16 protein-coding genes, 3 pseudogenes and 1 riboswitch are annotated in these 17263 nt (G+C 40.0%); of the genes and pseudogenes, 13 read left to right on the top strand and 6 right to left on the bottom strand.

Annotation, left to right across the window (positions count from 1 at the left end; translation table 11 throughout):
* Window positions 1–125: 125 nt before the first annotated feature.
* Window positions 126–1190 carry an LLM class flavin-dependent oxidoreductase gene (locus K5Q29_RS06215; protein WP_221877060.1) on the top strand — a complete coding sequence of 355 codons (1065 nt, stop codon included), beginning with the start codon at window positions 126–128 and terminating at the stop codon, window positions 1188–1190.
* 211 nt (window positions 1191–1401) lie between these two features.
* Here K5Q29_RS06215 and lysS read toward each other — a convergent pair whose 3' ends face one another.
* The 6 genes from lysS to K5Q29_RS06245 all read right to left on the bottom strand — a co-directional run bounded on the left by lysS (window position 1402) and on the right by K5Q29_RS06245 (window position 6625).
* Window positions 1402–2892: a lysine--tRNA ligase gene (gene lysS, locus K5Q29_RS06220; RefSeq protein WP_024380363.1), complete on the bottom strand. Its 1491-nt coding sequence runs from the start codon at window positions 2890–2892 to the stop codon at window positions 1402–1404.
* 102 nt (window positions 2893–2994) lie between these two features.
* Window positions 2995–3621, bottom strand: coding sequence for a histidine phosphatase family protein (locus K5Q29_RS06225; RefSeq protein ID WP_029752197.1), 627 nt, complete (start codon window positions 3619–3621; stop codon window positions 2995–2997).
* A gap of 2 nt (window positions 3622–3623) precedes the next feature.
* Window positions 3624–4106, bottom strand: a complete 483-nt coding sequence (locus K5Q29_RS06230) for an aminoacyl-tRNA deacylase (RefSeq protein WP_105138948.1) — start codon at window positions 4104–4106, stop codon at window positions 3624–3626.
* The gene (locus K5Q29_RS06235) at window positions 4106–4948 is read right to left on the bottom strand and encodes a DUF368 domain-containing protein (protein WP_105138949.1); all 843 of its coding nucleotides are present in this window, start codon (window positions 4946–4948) and stop codon (window positions 4106–4108) included. Before K5Q29_RS06235 ends, K5Q29_RS06230 begins: the two co-directional genes overlap by 1 nt.
* A gap of 102 nt (window positions 4949–5050) precedes the next feature.
* Entirely contained in the window at window positions 5051–5599 is a 549-nt protein-coding gene (gene thiT, locus K5Q29_RS06240; protein ID WP_105120808.1) for an energy-coupled thiamine transporter ThiT, read from the bottom strand.
* 58 nt (window positions 5600–5657) lie between these two features.
* Window positions 5658–5753, bottom strand: a riboswitch (TPP riboswitch).
* Window positions 5754–5776: 23 nt separating this feature from the next.
* The gene (locus tag K5Q29_RS06245) at window positions 5777–6625 is read right to left on the bottom strand and encodes a glycoside hydrolase family 25 protein (RefSeq protein ID WP_105138950.1); all 849 of its coding nucleotides are present in this window, start codon (window positions 6623–6625) and stop codon (window positions 5777–5779) included.
* A 112-nt stretch (window positions 6626–6737) separates the two neighbouring features.
* On the opposite strand from K5Q29_RS06245, the gene K5Q29_RS06250 reads away from it, so the two are divergent.
* The 12 genes and pseudogenes from K5Q29_RS06250 (at window position 6738) to tpiA (ending at window position 17189) form a co-directional block, all read left to right on the top strand.
* Entirely contained in the window at window positions 6738–7241 is a 504-nt protein-coding gene (locus tag K5Q29_RS06250; RefSeq protein WP_024406699.1) for a hypothetical protein, read from the top strand.
* A complete protein-coding gene (locus tag K5Q29_RS06255; RefSeq protein WP_105138951.1) occupies window positions 7238–7603 on the top strand; it encodes a DUF4430 domain-containing protein in 366 nt (121 codons plus the stop codon). The genes K5Q29_RS06250 and K5Q29_RS06255 overlap by 4 nt, the downstream gene beginning before the upstream one ends.
* A 387-nt stretch (window positions 7604–7990) precedes the next feature.
* Window positions 7991–8275, top strand: coding sequence for a CD1845 family protein (locus K5Q29_RS06260; protein WP_105138952.1), 285 nt, complete (start codon window positions 7991–7993; stop codon window positions 8273–8275).
* A 141-nt stretch (window positions 8276–8416) separates the two neighbouring features.
* On the top strand, window positions 8417–8953 hold the full coding sequence (locus K5Q29_RS06265) for a replication initiator protein A (protein ID WP_398578109.1): 537 nt from the start codon (window positions 8417–8419) through the stop codon (window positions 8951–8953).
* Window positions 8842–9459, top strand: a pseudogene (locus K5Q29_RS10720) (conjugal transfer protein TraA); the annotation flags it as partial. The gene K5Q29_RS06265 and the pseudogene K5Q29_RS10720, both read left to right, overlap by 112 nt.
* Before the next feature lie 145 nt (window positions 9460–9604).
* Complete coding sequence (locus K5Q29_RS06275) at window positions 9605–9880, top strand: YciI family protein (RefSeq protein WP_105138962.1); 276 nt, start codon at window positions 9605–9607, stop codon at window positions 9878–9880.
* Between the two features lie 423 nt (window positions 9881–10303).
* Complete coding sequence (ftsW, locus tag K5Q29_RS06280) at window positions 10304–11518, top strand: cell division peptidoglycan polymerase FtsW (RefSeq protein WP_011922075.1); 1215 nt, start codon at window positions 10304–10306, stop codon at window positions 11516–11518.
* 20 nt (window positions 11519–11538) lie between these two features.
* Window positions 11539–14235, top strand: a complete 2697-nt coding sequence (gene ppc, locus K5Q29_RS06285; protein ID WP_024418009.1) for a phosphoenolpyruvate carboxylase — start codon at window positions 11539–11541, stop codon at window positions 14233–14235.
* 116 nt (window positions 14236–14351) lie between these two features.
* Window positions 14352–14507, top strand: a pseudogene (locus tag K5Q29_RS10910) (RNA polymerase subunit sigma-70); the annotation flags it as partial.
* A pseudogene (locus K5Q29_RS10915) lies at window positions 14502–14711 on the top strand (hypothetical protein); the annotation flags it as partial. The pseudogenes K5Q29_RS10910 and K5Q29_RS10915, both read left to right, overlap by 6 nt.
* A 354-nt stretch (window positions 14712–15065) precedes the next feature.
* Entirely contained in the window at window positions 15066–16262 is a 1197-nt protein-coding gene (tuf, locus tag K5Q29_RS06300; RefSeq protein ID WP_012775011.1) for an elongation factor Tu, read from the top strand.
* 174 nt (window positions 16263–16436) lie between these two features.
* On the top strand, window positions 16437–17189 hold the full coding sequence (gene tpiA, locus K5Q29_RS06305; protein WP_004298713.1) for a triose-phosphate isomerase: 753 nt from the start codon (window positions 16437–16439) through the stop codon (window positions 17187–17189).
* The last annotated feature ends 74 nt before the right edge of the window (window positions 17190–17263 follow it).

The raw sequence follows: 17263 nt of genomic DNA on the forward strand, positions 1-17263 counted from the left end.
TCTGTTGAAACGATTAGGTTTTCCTAGTCGTTTTATTTTTTGAGCAAATTAATTTATTTTATCACTAGTTGGAGATAAAATGAACGCATCAATTAAGAAATAGTGATTTCAAAGGAGAACACATCATGGTAGAATTAGGTATTTCAACATTTGGTGAAACAACCCCACTAGAAAAAACAGGGGGAACTTACAGCCACGACGAGCGGATCCGTCAGCTAGTCAAAGAAATCGAACTAGCTGATGCGGTGGGGCTTGATGTATATGGGATTGGGGAGCATCACCGAGAAGATTTTGCGGTTTCTGCACCTGAGATTGTGTTGGCAGCTGGTGCCGTTAATACCAAGCATATCAAGTTAACATCAGCAGTTTCTATCCTTTCCTCCATGGACCCGGTGAGACTTTACCAGCAGTACACCACCATTGATGCTTTGTCAAATGGCAGAGCGGAAATCATGGCGGGTCGTGGTTCCTTTACGGAGTCATTCCCCTTGTTTGGCTATGATCTCCGTGACTATGAAGAACTCTTCGATGAAAAGCTAGATATGCTTCTGGAAATCGACAAGGAAACCAATCTCAAGTGGGATGGACATTTTACCCAGTCAGTCGATAATAAGCCAGTCTATCCACGTCCTGTTCAGGAAGACTTTCCGATTTGGGTGGCAACTGGGGGCAATGTAGAATCCACCATCAAGATTGCTAAGAAAGGCTTGCCAATCGTTTATGCTGTCATTGGTGCAGGTGCCCATCGCTTTAAACTTTTAGTCGATGCTTATCGCAAGGTTGCCCGCAACTCAGGTCATGATCCAAAGAAAACGAAAGTTGCAGCCCATTCTTGGGGTTGGATTGCAGACGACCATGACAAGGCTGTGGAAGAATACTATCATCCAACTAAAGTAATTACGGACAATATTGCCAAAGACCGCCCATATTGGGGCGAGATGACCAAGGCGCAATATCTCTACTTCCTGACAGACGAAGGGGCAACCATCGTCGGAGATCCAAAACGAGTTGCTGAAAAAATTATCAAGACTATTGGAACACTTGACTTGGACCGTTTCTTCCTCCATCTCCCAATCGGATCTATGCCACATGAAGATGTCCTCCGTGCCATCGAACTCTACGGAAAGGAAGTCGCGCCAATTGTCCGAGATTATTTTGCAAAAAAAGAAGAGAATCAGTCCCAAGACTGATGAGATAGTTGATAAGATGAGCTATACTATAGTCAATCCTAAATATTTTTCATAATCTCCTGAAAATCCTGACCAAGTGGTTGGGATTTTTTGCATGCAAAAACACTCTTGGAATTTCCAAGAGTGTTTTAAGTAACGGTGTTAAACAGTTTGTAATTTTTATTTCATTATCGGGAGTGACAAGGTCTAGCAGACCTTGTCAGCCTGTTACCTATTTCATTGTAGGGAACAATAGCACATCCCGAATAGTAGTGGTGTCTGTCAGGAGCATGCAGAGGCGGTCGATACCGATTCCGAGGCCGCCTGTTGGTGGCATACCGTATTCGAGGGCTTCGATGTAGTCGTAGTCAACGCCTGTCGCTTCGTCGTCACCGAGTTCTTTAGCCTTGGCTTGGGCTTCGAAGCGTTCCAATTGGTCGATTGGGTCGTTCAATTCTGTAAAGGCGTTTCCATATTCCTTGGTCATGATGAAGAGCTCGAAGCGGTCTGTGAAGCGTGGGTCTTCATCGTTTTTCTTAGCCAGTGGAGATACGGCTACTGGGTGCCCATAGACAAAGGTTGGTTGGATAAGAGTTGCTTCAACGTATTCTTCAAAGAAGCTGTTGATGATTTGACCAACTTCTGTATGGTGTTTTTCCACAGGGACTTTATGCTCAGCTGCAAGGGCTTTTGCTTCCTCGAAGCTCATCTCTTGCCAGAAGTCCACGCCAGTTTGTTCCTTAATAGCGTCAACCATATGGATACGCTTGAATGGCTCATGGATAGCAATTTCAGTGCCCTGATAAGTCACAGGACCATCACCGACAACAGCCTTGGCAGTGTGCTGGATAATACCTTCGGTCAAGTCCATGATGTCTTGATAGTCTGCATAAGCTTGGTAAACCTCAATGGAAGTGAACTCAGGGTTGTGGGTCGCATCCATACCTTCGTTGCGGAAGATACGACCGATTTCATAAACGCGTTCCATACCGCCGACAATCAGGCGTTTGAGGTGGAGTTCTGTCGCGATACGAAGGACCATGTCAATGTTTTGGGCATTGTGGTGGGTAATGAATGGACGAGCCGCAGCACCACCAGCTTCGTTGTGAAGGACAGGTGTTTCCACTTCCAAGAAACCAAGTCCGTCAAGGTAACGGCGGATTTCTGAGATAATTTTTGAGCGGGTCACAAAGCGGTCAAAGCTCTCGCGGTTAGTAATCAAGTCCAAATAACGTTTGCGGTAGCGGGTCTCGATGTCTGTCAAACCGTGGAATTTTTCTGGCAATGGGCGGAGCGCTTTAGATAAGTGAGTCAATTTGCGAGCATGGATAGACAACTCACCAACGTTTGTCTTGAAGACATCTCCCTCGACACCGATAAAGTCACCAAGGTCTGCTTTTTTGAAGATTTCATAATTTTCTTCGCCAACATCATCCTTACGAACGTAGATCTGAATCTGGCCTTCGCGGTCTTGAATGTGAGCAAAACCTGCCTTACCTTTACCACGCTTGGTCATAATACGACCTGCAATGATAGCTGTTTGCCCTAATTCTTCCAAGTCTTCTTTTGATTTGTCTTCGTACTGGGCCTTCAATTCAGCTGAATTTGCAGAACGCTCAAAACGTTTTCCAAATGGGTCAATGCCCTGTTCAGCAAGAGCCGTCATTTTCTCACGACGGACAATCTGTTGGTCATTTAATTCTTCAAAATGTTCAGTTGACATAAAAATTTCATTCCTCCAAAGTCTGTTATTTCTATTTTATCATAGAAGAGAGAAAAAATCAGTATAAATTGCTAATAGGATAGGAAAAAACAGCAGAAAATTCTACTGTTTTGCTTTATAGCTGGTATCATTCCAAGCTAATTCTGTAAAGTTTTCGAAATCGCTTGTTTCTAAAATAGTAACCGATGCATTATCCAAACCACCTCGGTGACGCAGTTGGGCTGGTGGAAAACCAAGCAGGCGATGGATAGAAGCGGTTAGAAAGGCACCATGACTGACGATGAGGACTGTTTCCAAGTTTTCTTCTTGAAGAGACTGGATAAAATCGACCATTCTCTGTGTGACCTGATGGACAGATTCGGCATCAAAGACATCGTGTTTAAATCGTGCTAGATTATGTTTGAGTGCCCAGGCTTGTTTGGGGTAGATGGCACGAAAAATTGCCATCTTGCTTCCTTCTAGCGTTCCAAAATTCCATTCACGTAGTTGTGGCGTGGTTAGAACGGTTTGGCAATGGTGATTGGCTTTGGCAATTTCTACGGCAGTGCTATGTGCACGCTGCAAATCACTAGAATAAATAGCATCAAAGGGGATTTCAGCAAGGTATTTGCCTAGTTTTTCTAAATCCTGATAAGATTCGGGCAAGAGAGCCGAATCTCCAGAATAGCCTTGAAAGCGCCCCTCCAAATTCCATTCGGTCTTACCGTGACGTACAAAGTAGATTTTCAAGTCTAGTCCCTCCCCTCGATCAAATCGGCAAAGTCAGCTTTTACAAAATCAGCTAAAACCTGGCTATCAATTTTAATCGACCGACCAATTTCACCAGCAGAGACAATCAAGTGACCGAGTTCAAGGGCAGATTGATCAATGTAGATTGGGAAATTATTCTTCTGACGAATGCCCACGGGATTGTTGGCACCGTGGACGTAGCCAGTTGTCTTTTCCAAGTCCTTTTGCGGAATCATGCTCACTTTTTTATTGCCAGAGATCTTGGCTAATTTTTTCTCAGACAGGTGTTCTGTGATTGGGACAATGCCGATAATTGGTCCAGTTTTATCTCCAGTTAATGCTAGTGTTTTGTAAATTTCGTGTTCTTCAATTCCTGGTGGAAGTTGACCTTCGAAGGCATTTAAAACAAGGCTATCATGATCGATCTTAGCCTTGTCTAATATTTGGTCCACCAAGGTTTTCTTTATTTTAACCTTTTTTGCCATTATTTATATTTTTCCTCAAGTTTACTCATCCAAAGCCCTAACCATGCACCTAGTATAAATAGGACAATAGCAGCAATCCATGTAACAAAGTTCGCTCCAACATAGGAAATTGATTCTTTATTACTTGCTTGTGGAATCAAAATTAGCAGAGTAGAAGATGAGACGATACCAATAATAAAGTGATAAACACGTGAATGGTATACTTTCAGAGCGTGGTCCATTGCTTTTGAAAATGCAACCATTGCAAGAACGCCACCGATTGCGATTGGTAGGAAGGTACCGAATAGATCAAGTGATTTGAAACCATTTAGCATTGGCGTGTAGATACCCAAAATCAATAGCAAGTTTGAAGGGCTGAGTCCAGGAACAAGTACCCCTAAAGCAATCAAGGCACCTGCCAAGACAAAACTAGCAAAAGTAGCTGGAAGCGTCCCTACAAGATCACTTAAATTGTAAAGTAGGAAACCAGAAACGACGAATGTCCCAATCAACCAAGCCAAATCAATGCTATCTCGTTTGCTCTTTTGAGTTGATTCTTTAAGCAGGCTAGGAATAGTTCCCACGATTGCTCCCGCAAAGGCCCACAAAACTGGGACTTGGAAATGTTGCAATAAATATTCAACAGGGAAAGAGAAGAGTGCGATTCCCAAAATTCCACCGATTCCTACAGGAACAAAATAAAGAAAGTTTTCCTTGAAATCTTTTCGAATATTTGCTAAAAATCCAATTAGTCGCTCATAAATTCCGAGGATAGCAGCGAGTACTCCCCCAGAGACACCAGGTAAGATAAAGCCGAGTGCGATAATCATACCTTTAATAATTCTTGAAATCCAAGAAGCCATAATTTCCTCCAAAATGTATTATAACGCTCCTATTATAGCATAAAGCAAGTAAAAATAATTAAAAAGACTGCCTGTTAGATAAAATCCAGCAGGCAGTTTTGGTTAAAGATTGTAAAAACCTGGTCTTGCTCTATAGAGTAAAATGAGCAGAATAGAGGCAATTGCAGTGGAAGGAAGAATATAGCTGATATTGTAGGTAAAGGAATAGAACCAGACAGGCATACCATCTGGAGCGTAGTCTGCGTAGAAAATAATTCCTGATAAGAAGGTGGCTATCAATCGGATGCTTCCTCCTAGAAAACTAGCCAGAGTAATGATGAGAGTAGCATTTTTTAGATCTTTTTGTTTGGATAGGGTGGGGGCCACTAAACCTGCTAAACCAATTCCGGCGTAAGAAAGTGCGTAGTCAAGAAAAACTTGAAAAACGTTTAGGAAGTAGCCACCGTAGAAAAGTTGAATGGTTCCGACAATACCACCAGTAAGAACCCCCACCCCTAGTCCGTGGCGTAGAGCAAGCAGTAGGATTGGAAGCATGACTAAAGACACGGATCCACCTTGGGGCATTGTAAAGAGCGGGATTTTGTCAAAGACGAGGGCAATTGCAGAAAAGATAGCGACTTCGGCTAGGATGGACAATTTTGATGTGGACATAAAAATACTCCTTTGTAGATTGCAGACAAAGGAGTGTTTATAGCAGAATATAGTATCATTCTATAAAGCACACAATTCCTACGCTAGTTTTAACTAGATCAGGTTCGAGGATTTCGCAGTTGCGATCTCAGCCGAAGCACTCCTTTGTGTATATGTAATTAGTGAAATTGTATCATTTTATTCGGGTGTTGTAAATAGTTTCTGATAAACTTCGTTAGGATCTTTGAGTGTAGTAATGAGGTTTAAATCCAAATGGTGTTCAAATCCGTTGACATACCCACGTGATGTGTATTGGTGAAGATCGTAATCCAAATCAGTATTTGGAGCGGCATTGTAGTAGCCAGAATCATCACCATATGTAGGAATCCAGACTGCATCGAATTTATCCACATTGATGCTGTGGTCTTCCATGAAATAGGTTCCAACGTAAATTCCAATGTTTTTAGCACCGAGTGTTTCTAACTCTTTTCGAAAAGCCTCCACTCCAGCATTCATATCATCCATGGTATATTCTTCAACGTCTAACCAATAGAAGGTTGGCTTATATTTATTGGCGGCCTTATAAAAACTTCGAGCTTCCTCCTGCATGCTCTCAATACTATTTCCCGTGACATAGGCATAGACAGCAACAGGGATATTTCTTGCTTGGAATTCTTTAATATGGGTATCAAAGGATTTATCTAACCCGTTTTTATCAGTCGCTGTATTTTCGTTTTTAGTGTGTGATCCACTTTGAATACGAACGATTGCGCCAGAAATGTTTTTGCTAAGGGTATCGTAGTCGATTTCAGACGGTCTCTGCCAAGCAGAAACGTCGACGATAGGTTTCATTTCGAGCGCATTTGCAATGTAATAACTTGAGCTAGAAGTTTTAGAACTTGTACTGGTGTCTGATTGTGTGACTGCGGGTTCGTTAGCTACCTCCGTCTTATTTACAGTATTTCCAGTCACCCCAGTGATGAAAATAAGAGCAAAGAAGGATAGGAAAAAACCAACAACAATCATCGGATTTAGTTTCTTTCTCATCTCCTCAATTCTACCGTAAAATCATGAAAAAATCAAAAAAATACGATTCAAGAAATAGTAAAAGATTATCTGAACTTGACATAATAAAGGGAATAAGGTAGGCTAAATTGGTATGCATGACAAAAGTGAAAAAGTAAGACGTGTTAGTCAGCTAGTTGTTCTGTCCTCTTTGACGATTGTTTTAAGGGTGGTTTTTGGTCCATTTCCCAATATAAAGCCTCTTACGGCTATTTTCCTCATTGTTCTGTCCTATTTCAGTTTGCTGGAGAGCTGGACATTGATGATACTAGCGATGGTAGGGAGTGGCTTGCTTTTTGGATTTGGAACAGTTGTTTTGTGGCAAGTTCTTAGTTTTGCTTTCATCCAATTTATATGGTGGTTGGCAATTGGTCCTTCTATCAAAAAAGAGAGCATTCCCTTGTGGCTACAGAGTCTTCTGGCGGGGATTCTTGTCTTTTTGTATGGGCTAACGATAAGTTTTTTATCTGCGACACAGTTTGGGATTTCCCCTATCGTCTTCTGGCTTAATGGTCTAGTCTTTGATAGTTTACACGCTGCTTCAACAGTTTTGTTTTATCCAATTATTGATTATATTTTTAGGAGATTTTATAAATGAAAAAAATTAGTCTTATGTTGACGGTTGTCTTCTCGCTCTTCTTGGCTGCTTGTACAAACACTACTGAGAAACAGAGCAACTCGGCTATCGAAGTCACTTTGCAGATTACAACCAAGGACAAAGCGAATCGTCAGGAAGTCACTGCGGAAGAAGGTGATAGTGTCATGGATGTACTTAAAGAACATCATGACATTGTAGAAGACAATGGTTTGATAACAGAAATTGATGGTGTTAGCCAAGATGCGAGTACCAATACATACTGGATGTATAAAGTTAATGGCCAAATGGCTGATAAAGGGGCGAAAGACCTTACAGTTGCGAATGGGGATGAAATTGAATTTTATCTTGAAACATTTGAATAGATATGAAAGGCTTCGGCCTTTTTCTTGTTATGACTTCGAGTCAGTTTTTCTCGTAGAGAAAAACAAGAAAACCACCAGCTATGCTGGTGGCTGACAAGGCTTTGAGCTTCCATTTCTTTTTCTTGATATAATCTCATTGTTCAGGTTAGATAAAGGAGGAAAAAGAAATGGCTAAAACCAGTTACAGTTTATCACATACCAAATGGGCTTGAGATATAATAGGGATACAGAGAAAAAAGCTTGATAATTCGGGGCTTTCAGCACTGTATCCTTATTTTTAAAATTGTAAAAATCAAACAATCAGGTCTAAAAGGAGGCATTTATGGTATGTAAAAATATTTCAAGCCATTACATCAGCCTTTCCGATACAAGGAAGGTGAGAGTTTTATGAGATGGATAATAAAAATAATCTTGTTCCCAATCAGTTTGCTGTTAAGCATTTTGACTGCCTTTCTGACATTCTTGCTTAGTGTAGGAACTGCAATCCTATATTTGCTTATGCTGATGTGTGTATTTGCTGCCATAGGCTCGTTCTTTATGCTACACGATACAAAAGCAGCAATAGAAGCACTTATCCTTGGATTTCTGCTAAGTCCTTACGGAATACCGATGATTGGAGCAGCAATCATAGCTTTTATACAAGGAATCAATGAAGCGATAAAATCAATCTAAAAAATTTTATAAAAATGGTTACCAAAGGCGATAGCGAGAAAACTATCGTCTTTTTTCGTGCAAATTTTAAAGAAGGGTGGGAGGTGAAAGATGGACTTTGATTATTTCTATAATCGGGATACGGAGAGATTTAGCTTTTATATGTTACCCAAGGTTTTGGTAACCGAAGATTTATATAAAAATTTATCTTCCGATGCCAAAATACTCTATGCCTGTTTATTAGAGCGTCCAAGTCTGTCATTCAAAAATGATTGGATTGACGAGCAAGGTAGAGTTTGCATCGTGTTTACGGTCGAAGAAATCATGAAGATGCTAAACAAATCCAATAAAACAGCGGTAAAGATTCTAAATGAGCTTGATGCCAACACAAAAGGAATCGGACTGATTGAGAGAAAAAGACAGGGACTTGGAAAGCCAAACATCATTTATGTGAAAGACTTTATGAGTGTGTTTCGCTCCGAGTGTAAAAATTACACTTCAGAAGTGAAGAATTTACACTCCAGAAATGTAGAAACTACACTTCAAGAAGTGAAGAATCTACACAGTAGTAATACTAATATAAATAAGAAAAAACCGAAAAAGAAAACACAAAGTCCACCCTCTCACCTAAAGAAAATCTACTATCCATCTTTGAAAATCTTATCCGTGACAACACAGAAAATCACAATGCAGACTTAGAGAAATATATTGAAAGTTATCAGCTACTCAAAGAGAAAAATATTACAAGTATCAATCAACTAAAAGAGAGCATTACCGATTTACGAGACAAGAATTACAAAACTACAAGAGCCTTGAAAGATACTGAAAAGAGAATTGATGATAACACCAAACTTATTGACCAAGCAGAGAAATATTTGAAACATAAAGATACCTATAAATCCTATAGCAAGCTAAAGAAAAGCAAACAGGAAGATTTTTACAACGAACATACCGCAGAGCTTATTTTGTTTGAGAGTGCTAATAAATATCTGAAAGAGCATTTAGGAGAACGCAAGACCTTAGCTATATCCAAGTGGAAATCAGAAGTAATAGCATTGAAGAAAGAAAAAGATACCCTATATTCCCAAATCTTAGGTATGCGAAAAGAGGTTGAACAAGCTGAAAGTGTAAGAAGCTGTATAGAGAATTTGCAACAAGAAAACAGAGAAATAACACAGGCAAAGAAACAAGAATTAGAGCTATAAAACTAATTGAAAATATGGTATAATATTACAAACAGCGAATAAAACAAATTAGAAGTTGTAAAAAAGCGAAGTTATTAAAACGATGAGGTATTATATGCCTTGAGAGTATTAGTCGAAAAGTTTTTTATTAGGAGGGATGGTCGAAATGAATTATATATATCTTATGAAAAATATAAAACCTCTCAGTATTGAAGTAGTCAAAAAGCATATTGAACACATAAAAAACTTGGATAACTTAGGAAAATTAGTATTATGTGGTCCATTTACAGATTACGAAGGAGGTATTGTAATTTTAAAGGGGTGCGATATAAACGAAGCAAAGTCAATTGCAGATGAAGATCCGTTTATTAAAGGAGGTTATAAAACTTATGAGCTAATAACGCTTAGAGTTGCTAATAGAGAAAATAATTATGGCTTATAAGTTAATATAATAATTTGAGAGACAGTAAATCACAAAGGTTTGCTGTTTTTTGTTGCTCAATTTTCAAAAAATCGTCCATAAATATAAAAAGGCACTTGACAAAACGCTTCCTGGGGAAATAAAAAAGACATTGAGCCGTACATGGATGAAAAGTTTCAAAACAATAGAACGAGATAAAAGCCCGTTGTTACGGGCATTAGTCAAGTAATTATAGCACTAACCTGAACGAAGTTCAGCGAACGTCTTTAGACGTCGCTGGAGAGAAACGGCTTATAGCCGGTGTACAAGCCACCCGTTTTCACGGGTGGTTATGACTGACAAAAGTTAGTTCCGAATGTTTGAAGAGCAACTTAGAAAGTGATAAGTATTTTTATACAAAGTATGCTATAATAAGAGCTATACTCGAAGAAGGTTGGATAAGCAATGAAGATTGACAAACGCCAGTTGTTGAATTACTCCATACTGATTCCCTATCTCATCTTATCGGTGATTGGGTTGGTCATGGTCTATTCGACAACCAGTGCTACGCAAATTATTAATGGTGGAAATCCATTTAGAACAGTGATTAACCAGGCAGGATTCTGGATAGTCAGCTTGGTAGCAATTTATACGATTTATCGTATGAAATTAAGTTTTTTACGCAAGAAAGCCGTTATCTATTCGGTTATTTTGGTAGAAGTATTTCTGTTAGCTATTTCTCGGTTGTTTCCTCCGATTAACGGGGCTCATGGCTGGATTCCTCTGCCGATTGCAGGAACCTTGCAGCCGGCGGAATATTTGAAATTAATTATCATTTGGTATCTGGCACATGAGTTTGCAAAACAACAGGCGGATATTCGGACTTATGACTATGTATCGTTGATTAAAGGAAGTTGGATTCCGAAAGAGTTTACAGATTGGCGGGTGGTCAGTCTGCTCCTCCTTGGTCTAGTTGCGACACTGCCAGACTTGGGGAATGCGACGATTATTGTGCTGATTATGGTCGTGATGATCAGTGTGAGTGGGATTGCCTATCGCTGGTTTTCAACAGCGGTTTTGGGAATTGTGGCCGCCTCAACAGTTATTCTAGGAACGATTCGTATTTTGGGTGTAGAAACGGTGGAAAAAATTCCGCTCTTTGGTTATATTGCTCGTCGTTTTGCGGCCTATTTTGATCCATTTGGTAATGCCACCAACTCAGGTCTTCAATTGACTCATTCTTACTATGCGATGAGTAACGGTGGATGGCTTGGACGTGGCTTGGGAAATTCGATTGAGAAAAAGGGGTATCTACCAGAGGCCCACACCGACTTTGCGTTTTCGATTGTCATTGAAGAACTCGGTTTTGTCGGAGCTAGTTTAATTCTAGCCTTATTGTTCTTTTTGATTATTCGAATTATTATTGTAGGCGTCCGTGCTCGTAGTCCATTTAATGCGATGATGGCACTTGGAATGGCAGGTATGCTTCTGATTCAAACATTTGTCAATATCGGAGGAATTTCGGGAATTATTCCTGCAACGGGGGTAACTTTCCCCTTCTTGTCACAGGGGGGGTCGAGTCTTTTGATTATTTCCATCGGGATAGGGTTTGTTCTGAATATTGATGCTAGTGAAAAACGTCGATTAATTGAAGAAGAAATAGAGCGTACGCTAATTTAGAGATAGGAAAGAGGTAGGAGATGGCTATTCAAAAATTAGAAAACTATAACAACAAGGAAGCAATCCGTGAAGAAGTAACGATTCTAACATCTATTTTGGAAGAAGTAGCAGCTCAAATGATGCCTGCAGAGACTTTTGCTAAAATTGTAGAATTATCTCAATTGTCTCGTCAGGATGATTATCAGGCATTGATTGCTATTATCAGTCAGTTGAATAATGATGAACTAGCAGTTATTTCTAGATATTTTGCTGTTTTGCCACTTTTGATTAATATATCAGAAGATGTTGACTTAGCCTATGAAATCAATCACCAAAACAATATTGATCAAGACTATCTTGGCAAGATTTCAACAACAATTGATATGGTTTCCAAACAAGAAAATGCAGCTGAAATCCTTGAAAAGTTGAATGTTGTTCCAGTCTTGACAGCCCATCCTACTCAGGTTCAACGCCAGTCTATGCTTGATTTAACCAAGCATATTCATGAGTTGCTTCGTCGTTATCGCGATGTAAAATTGGGCTTGCTCAATAAAAACAAATGGGAAGATGAGCTCCGTTGTTACATTGAAATTATCATGCAGACGGATATGATTCGTGAGAAGAAGTTGAAGGTAACCAACGAAATCACAAACGTTATGGAGTATTACAATTCTTCCTTTATTAAGGCTGTCACTAAGTTGCAGCGGGAATACAAACGTTTGGCTGCTGAGAAAGGAATCGCCTTAAATAACCCTCGTCCAATTACAATGGGTATGTGGATTGGGGGAGACCGTGATGGAAATCCATTTGTTACTGCAGAGACCTTGAAGCTGTCGGCCTTGACTCAGTGTGAAGTCATTATGAATTATTACGATGAGCAACTCTATAAACTCTATCGGAATTTTTCGCTCTCAACTTCCATTGTGAATGTATCTACAGCGGTTAAGATGCTGGCGGATTTATCTGAAGATAGTTCTGTCTACCGTGAAAATGAGCCTTATCGTCGTGCTTTTCACTATATTCAGATGAAACTTGCAAATACAAGAGATTATCTAGTTCACAATAAGCCGTCAGATGTTCGCTATGGTAATGTAGCCGAGTTTAAAGCTGATTTATTAGCCATCAAACAATCTTTGATTGAAAATAAATCTATGGCGCTATTGAAAGGTGATTTTACAGAATTACTTGAAGCGGTTGAAGCGTTTGGTTTCTACCTAGCTAGTATCGATATGCGCCAAGACTCTTCTATTCATGAAGCAAGTGTTGCGGAACTATTGGCTTCTGCCCGTATCGTGGAAGACTACTCCAGTTTATCTGAGGAAGCTAAATGCCATGTTCTTTTGAAACAGTTGGAAACTGATCCACGCATTCTTTCTGCAACGCACATGCCAAAGTCAGAACAATTAGAAAAAGAATTGGCTATCTTTGCTGCTGCGCGTGAATTGAAAGATAAGCTAGGTGAGGAAATCATCAAGCAACATATTATTTCACACTCGGAGAGTGTTTCTGATTTGCTGGAATTAGCTGTCCTATTAAAAGAAGTTGGTCTAGTAGATGTCGATAAGGCCCGTGTTCAGATTGTTCCACTTTTTGAGACAATCGAGGACTTAGATAATGCACCTGATACCATGCGTCAATATCTGCAATTAGATTTAGCGAAACGTTGGATTGCAGGCAATAAATACTACCAAGAAATCATGCTTGGCTACTCAGATTCCAACAAGGATGGTGGCTACCTGTCCTCCGGCTGGACACTCTACAAAGCACAGAATGAATTGACGCAAATTGGTCAAGACTACGGAGTAAACATTACCTTCTTCCACGGTCGTGGTGGTACTGTTGGTCGTGGTGGTGGTCCTTCCTACGATGCGATTACATCTCAGCCATTTGGTTCCATCAAGGACCGGCTTCGTTTGACAGAACAAGGCGAAGTGATAGGCAATAAATACGGTAACAAAGACGCAGCCTACTATAATTTAGAAATGCTGGTATCTGCAACGCTTGACCGTATGGTCACACAAATGATTACCGATCCAAATGAAATCGATGGCTATCGCGAAACCATGGATGAAATTGTATCAGATAGCTATCGTATTTATAGAGATCTTGTGTTCAACAATCCACATTTTTATGATTATTTCTTTGCCGCTAGTCCAATTCGTGAAGTATCAAGCTTGAACATTGGCTCACGTCCAGCGGCTCGAAAAACCATCACAGAAATCGGTGGTTTGCGTGCGATTCCATGGGTATTCTCCTGGTCACAAAACCGTGTCATGTTGCCAGGTTGGTATGGAGTTGGTTCAAGTTTCAAACGCTTTATTGATAAGCACCCTGATAATTTGTCTAAGTTACAAAAAATGTACGAATCTTGGCCATTCTTCCGTTCACTTCTATCAAACGTGGATATGGTATTGTCTAAATCCAATATGAATATCGCATTTGAGTATGCTAAAATGTGTGAAAGCGAAGAGGTACGAAATATCTTCCATGTCATTTTAGATGAATGGCAGTTGACCAAAGAAATCATTTTATCAATCGAGCAAAATGATGAGCTTTTAGCAGAACTACCGTTCCTAAAAGCCAGTCTTGATTATCGCATGCCTTATTTCAATGTGCTCAACTATATTCAGATTGAATTAATTCATCGTCTTCGTCGTGGAGAATTGAGCAAAGAACAAGAGAATCTCATTCATATTACCATCAATGGTGTGGCGACAGGTTTGCGCAACTCAGGTTAATACCACTACAAAACAACTTCTTCGGAGGTTGTTTTTTTCTATTCTAAAAATATATAATAATTATAAGAAAGCGTAACCAAATTATCCCTTATTCGTTTTATTAGTGAAAGGAGGAGATGAGTATCAAACTTGATCAATATGAAAAAGAAGTCATTGGTATTGCAGAGGAGATTTCCTACTATCTGCAAAAATCAGGAGCCAGTCCAGCTGACAGTCAGGATATTGCCCAAGATGTATTGGTCAAATTGCTTGAATCTGATATTGTCCTTCCTTTGAATGACTTGCAGGCCTTTGTCGATAAGTTTGGTAACACCGACTTTACCAAACAAGAAGAGATTGATCAGTTGGAGTTCGCAGGCATTATCCTGACAGGAAAAGCAGAAGACTTTGCTCAGTTGGAAGGCAAGGACTGGATCTATGCTTCTAGTATTGGCGCGTCCATCCCTATTCAGCCTTATTATCAACTGCATCATTAAGTGAAAATAGTCAATATATTTTCAATACTTATAGCAAGAGGCTTGCCAGGGAGTCGTAGGATGACTGAACGGAGAAAGGTCTGTTGCAGTAGTCTCGTATTTGTGGCACCTTGTAGCTATGGTAACATCAATATCCCTATAGAAGTGAGGTATTTTAGTTGAGTAATAGCATAAAATGGGATGATAAAAAAGGTTATGAGCGAAGCTAATAGCCCTTGCAGAAAATGGATAAAATAAAAAACGATAGAAAATGCTTGCAATTCTGCTACAATTTGATAGAATAGTAAGGTAAAGTTAGACTGTATTGCCTACTGTCTATCTATAAAATATATTTTATTGGAGGCTTTTACCAAAATGGCAAAAGAAAAATACGATCGTAGTAAACCACACGTTAACATTGGTACAATTGGACACGTTGACCACGGTAAAACTACTTTGACAGCAGCTATCACAACTGTATTGGCACGTCGCTTGCCTTCATCAGTTAACCAACCTAAAGACTATGCGTCTATCGATGCTGCTCCAGAAGAGCGCGAGCGCGGTATCACTATCAACACTGCACACGTTGAGTACGAAACTGAAAAACGTCACTATGCTCACATCGACGCTCCAGGACACGCGGACTACGTTAAAAACATGATCACTGGTGCTGCTCAGATGGATGGTGCGATCCTTGTAGTAGCTTCAACTGACGGTCCAATGCCACAAACTCGTGAGCACATCCTTCTTTCACGTCAGGTTGGTGTTAAACACCTTATCGTCTTCATGAACAAAGTTGACTTGGTTGACGATGAAGAATTGCTTGAGTTGGTTGAAATGGAAATCCGTGACCTTCTTTCAGAATACGATTTCCCAGGTGATGATCTTCCAGTTATCCAAGGTTCAGCTCTTAAAGCTCTTGAAGGTGACTCTAAGTACGAAGACATCGTTATGGAATTGATGAACACAGTTGATGAGTACATTCCAGAACCAGAACGCGACACTGACAAACCATTGTTGCTTCCAGTCGAGGACGTATTCTCAATCACTGGTCGTGGTACTGTAGCTTCAGGACGTATCGACCGTGGTACTGTTCGTGTCAACGACGAAATCGAAATCGTAGGTCTTCAAGAAGAAAAATCTAAAGCAGTTGTTACTGGTGTTGAAATGTTCCGTAAACAACTTGACGAAGGTCTTGCCGGCGATAACGTTGGTGTGCTTCTTCGTGGTGTACAACGTGATGAAATCGAACGTGGTCAAGTTATCTCTAAACCAGGTTCTATCAACCCACACACTAAATTCAAAGGTGAAGTTTACATCCTTACTAAAGAAGAAGGTGGACGTCACACTCCATTCTTCGACAACTACCGTCCACAGTTCTACTTCCGTACAACTGACGTAACTGGTTCAATCAAATTGCCAGAAGGTACTGAAATGGTAATGCCTGGTGATAACGTTACTATCGACGTTGAATTGATCCACCCAATCGCCGTTGAACAAGGTACTACTTTCTCTATCCGTGAAGGTGGACGTACTGTTGGTTCAGGTATGGTTACAGAAATCGAAGCTTAATTCGATTGAGTTCCCAGAAATAACAATTATAGTCAGACAACTTAATTGTAACTCTCTACTTTCGGGTAGAGAGTTTTTCTGTAAGTATTCATAAAATGCACAGAAATTCTTTAATCTTAGCTAAGTTTATGCTATAATGTACCTTGTACAATAAATATAGAAGAGGTAAGTGAAATGTCACGTAAACCAATCATTGCCGGTAACTGGAAAATGAACAAAAATCCTCAAGAAGCACAAGCTTTCGTTGAGGCAATTGCAGGAAAATTGCCTGCAGGCGACAAAATTGAAGCTGCTATCGCAGCTCCAGCTGTAGATTTGAACGCTCTTTTGTGGTTCGCTAAAGATTCTGAATTGAAAGTCGCTGCTCAAAACTGCTACTTTGAAGATGCAGGTGCCTTCACTGGTGAAACATCTCCAAAAGTATTGGCTGAAATGGGTGTTAACTATGTTGTTATCGGTCACTCAGAGCGTCGTGATTACTTCCACGAAACTGATGAAGATATTAATAAAAAAGCTCATGCAATCTTCCGTAACGGTTTGACTCCAATCATCTGTTGTGGTGAGTCACTTGAAACTTACGAAGCTGGTAAAGCAGTAGAATTTGTAGGTGCACAAGTTTCTGCAGCTTTGAAAGACTTGACTGCTGAACAAGTAGCATCACTTGTTATTGCTTATGAGCCAATCTGGGCAATCGGTACTGGTAAATCAGCTACTAAAGATGATGCACAAAACATGTGTAAAGCTGTTCGTGACGTTGTTGCTGCTGATTTCGGTCAAGAAGTTGCAGACAAGGTTCGCGTTCAATACGGTGGTTCTGTAAACCCATCAAACGTTGCTGAATACATGGCATGTCCAGACGTTGACGGTGCGCTTGTTGGTGGTGCATCACTTGAAGCAGAAAGTTTCTTGGCTTTGTTGAACTTTTAATATAGTCATTTAGTTTTTCTTTTATTACTTCGTTAACTCGCTTTGCCGTACTCCAGTACTGTCTGCAGCTCGTT

This window comes from Streptococcus sp. 2018037 (assembly GCF_019754195.1).
Classification (GTDB): Bacteria; Bacillota; Bacilli; order Lactobacillales; family Streptococcaceae; genus Streptococcus; species Streptococcus hashimotonensis.

What these genes read in the sequence shown, in the direction of transcription:
- K5Q29_RS06260 (WP_105138952.1), top strand. Translation starts at nt 7,991, where the DNA reads ATGAGATGGATAATAAAAATAATCTTGTTCCCAATCAGTTTGCTGTTA.
- K5Q29_RS06230 (WP_105138948.1), bottom strand. Translation starts at nt 4,106, where the DNA reads ATGGCAAAAAAGGTTAAAATAAAGAAAACCTTGGTGGACCAAATATTA.
- K5Q29_RS06235 (WP_105138949.1), bottom strand. Translation starts at nt 4,948, where the DNA reads ATGGCTTCTTGGATTTCAAGAATTATTAAAGGTATGATTATCGCACTC.
- K5Q29_RS06250 (WP_024406699.1), top strand. Translation starts at nt 6,738, where the DNA reads ATGCATGACAAAAGTGAAAAAGTAAGACGTGTTAGTCAGCTAGTTGTT.
- ppc (WP_024418009.1), top strand. Translation starts at nt 11,539, where the DNA reads ATGGCTATTCAAAAATTAGAAAACTATAACAACAAGGAAGCAATCCGT.
- K5Q29_RS06255 (WP_105138951.1), top strand. Translation starts at nt 7,238, where the DNA reads ATGAAAAAAATTAGTCTTATGTTGACGGTTGTCTTCTCGCTCTTCTTG.
- lysS (WP_024380363.1), bottom strand. Translation starts at nt 2,892, where the DNA reads ATGTCAACTGAACATTTTGAAGAATTAAATGACCAACAGATTGTCCGT.
- K5Q29_RS06265 (WP_398578109.1), top strand. Translation starts at nt 8,417, where the DNA reads ATGTTACCCAAGGTTTTGGTAACCGAAGATTTATATAAAAATTTATCT.
- K5Q29_RS06275 (WP_105138962.1), top strand. Translation starts at nt 9,605, where the DNA reads ATGAATTATATATATCTTATGAAAAATATAAAACCTCTCAGTATTGAA.
- K5Q29_RS06215 (WP_221877060.1), top strand. Translation starts at nt 126, where the DNA reads ATGGTAGAATTAGGTATTTCAACATTTGGTGAAACAACCCCACTAGAA.
- ftsW (WP_011922075.1), top strand. Translation starts at nt 10,304, where the DNA reads ATGAAGATTGACAAACGCCAGTTGTTGAATTACTCCATACTGATTCCC.
- tuf (WP_012775011.1), top strand. Translation starts at nt 15,066, where the DNA reads ATGGCAAAAGAAAAATACGATCGTAGTAAACCACACGTTAACATTGGT.
- thiT (WP_105120808.1), bottom strand. Translation starts at nt 5,599, where the DNA reads ATGTCCACATCAAAATTGTCCATCCTAGCCGAAGTCGCTATCTTTTCT.
- tpiA (WP_004298713.1), top strand. Translation starts at nt 16,437, where the DNA reads ATGTCACGTAAACCAATCATTGCCGGTAACTGGAAAATGAACAAAAAT.
- K5Q29_RS06245 (WP_105138950.1), bottom strand. Translation starts at nt 6,625, where the DNA reads ATGAGAAAGAAACTAAATCCGATGATTGTTGTTGGTTTTTTCCTATCC.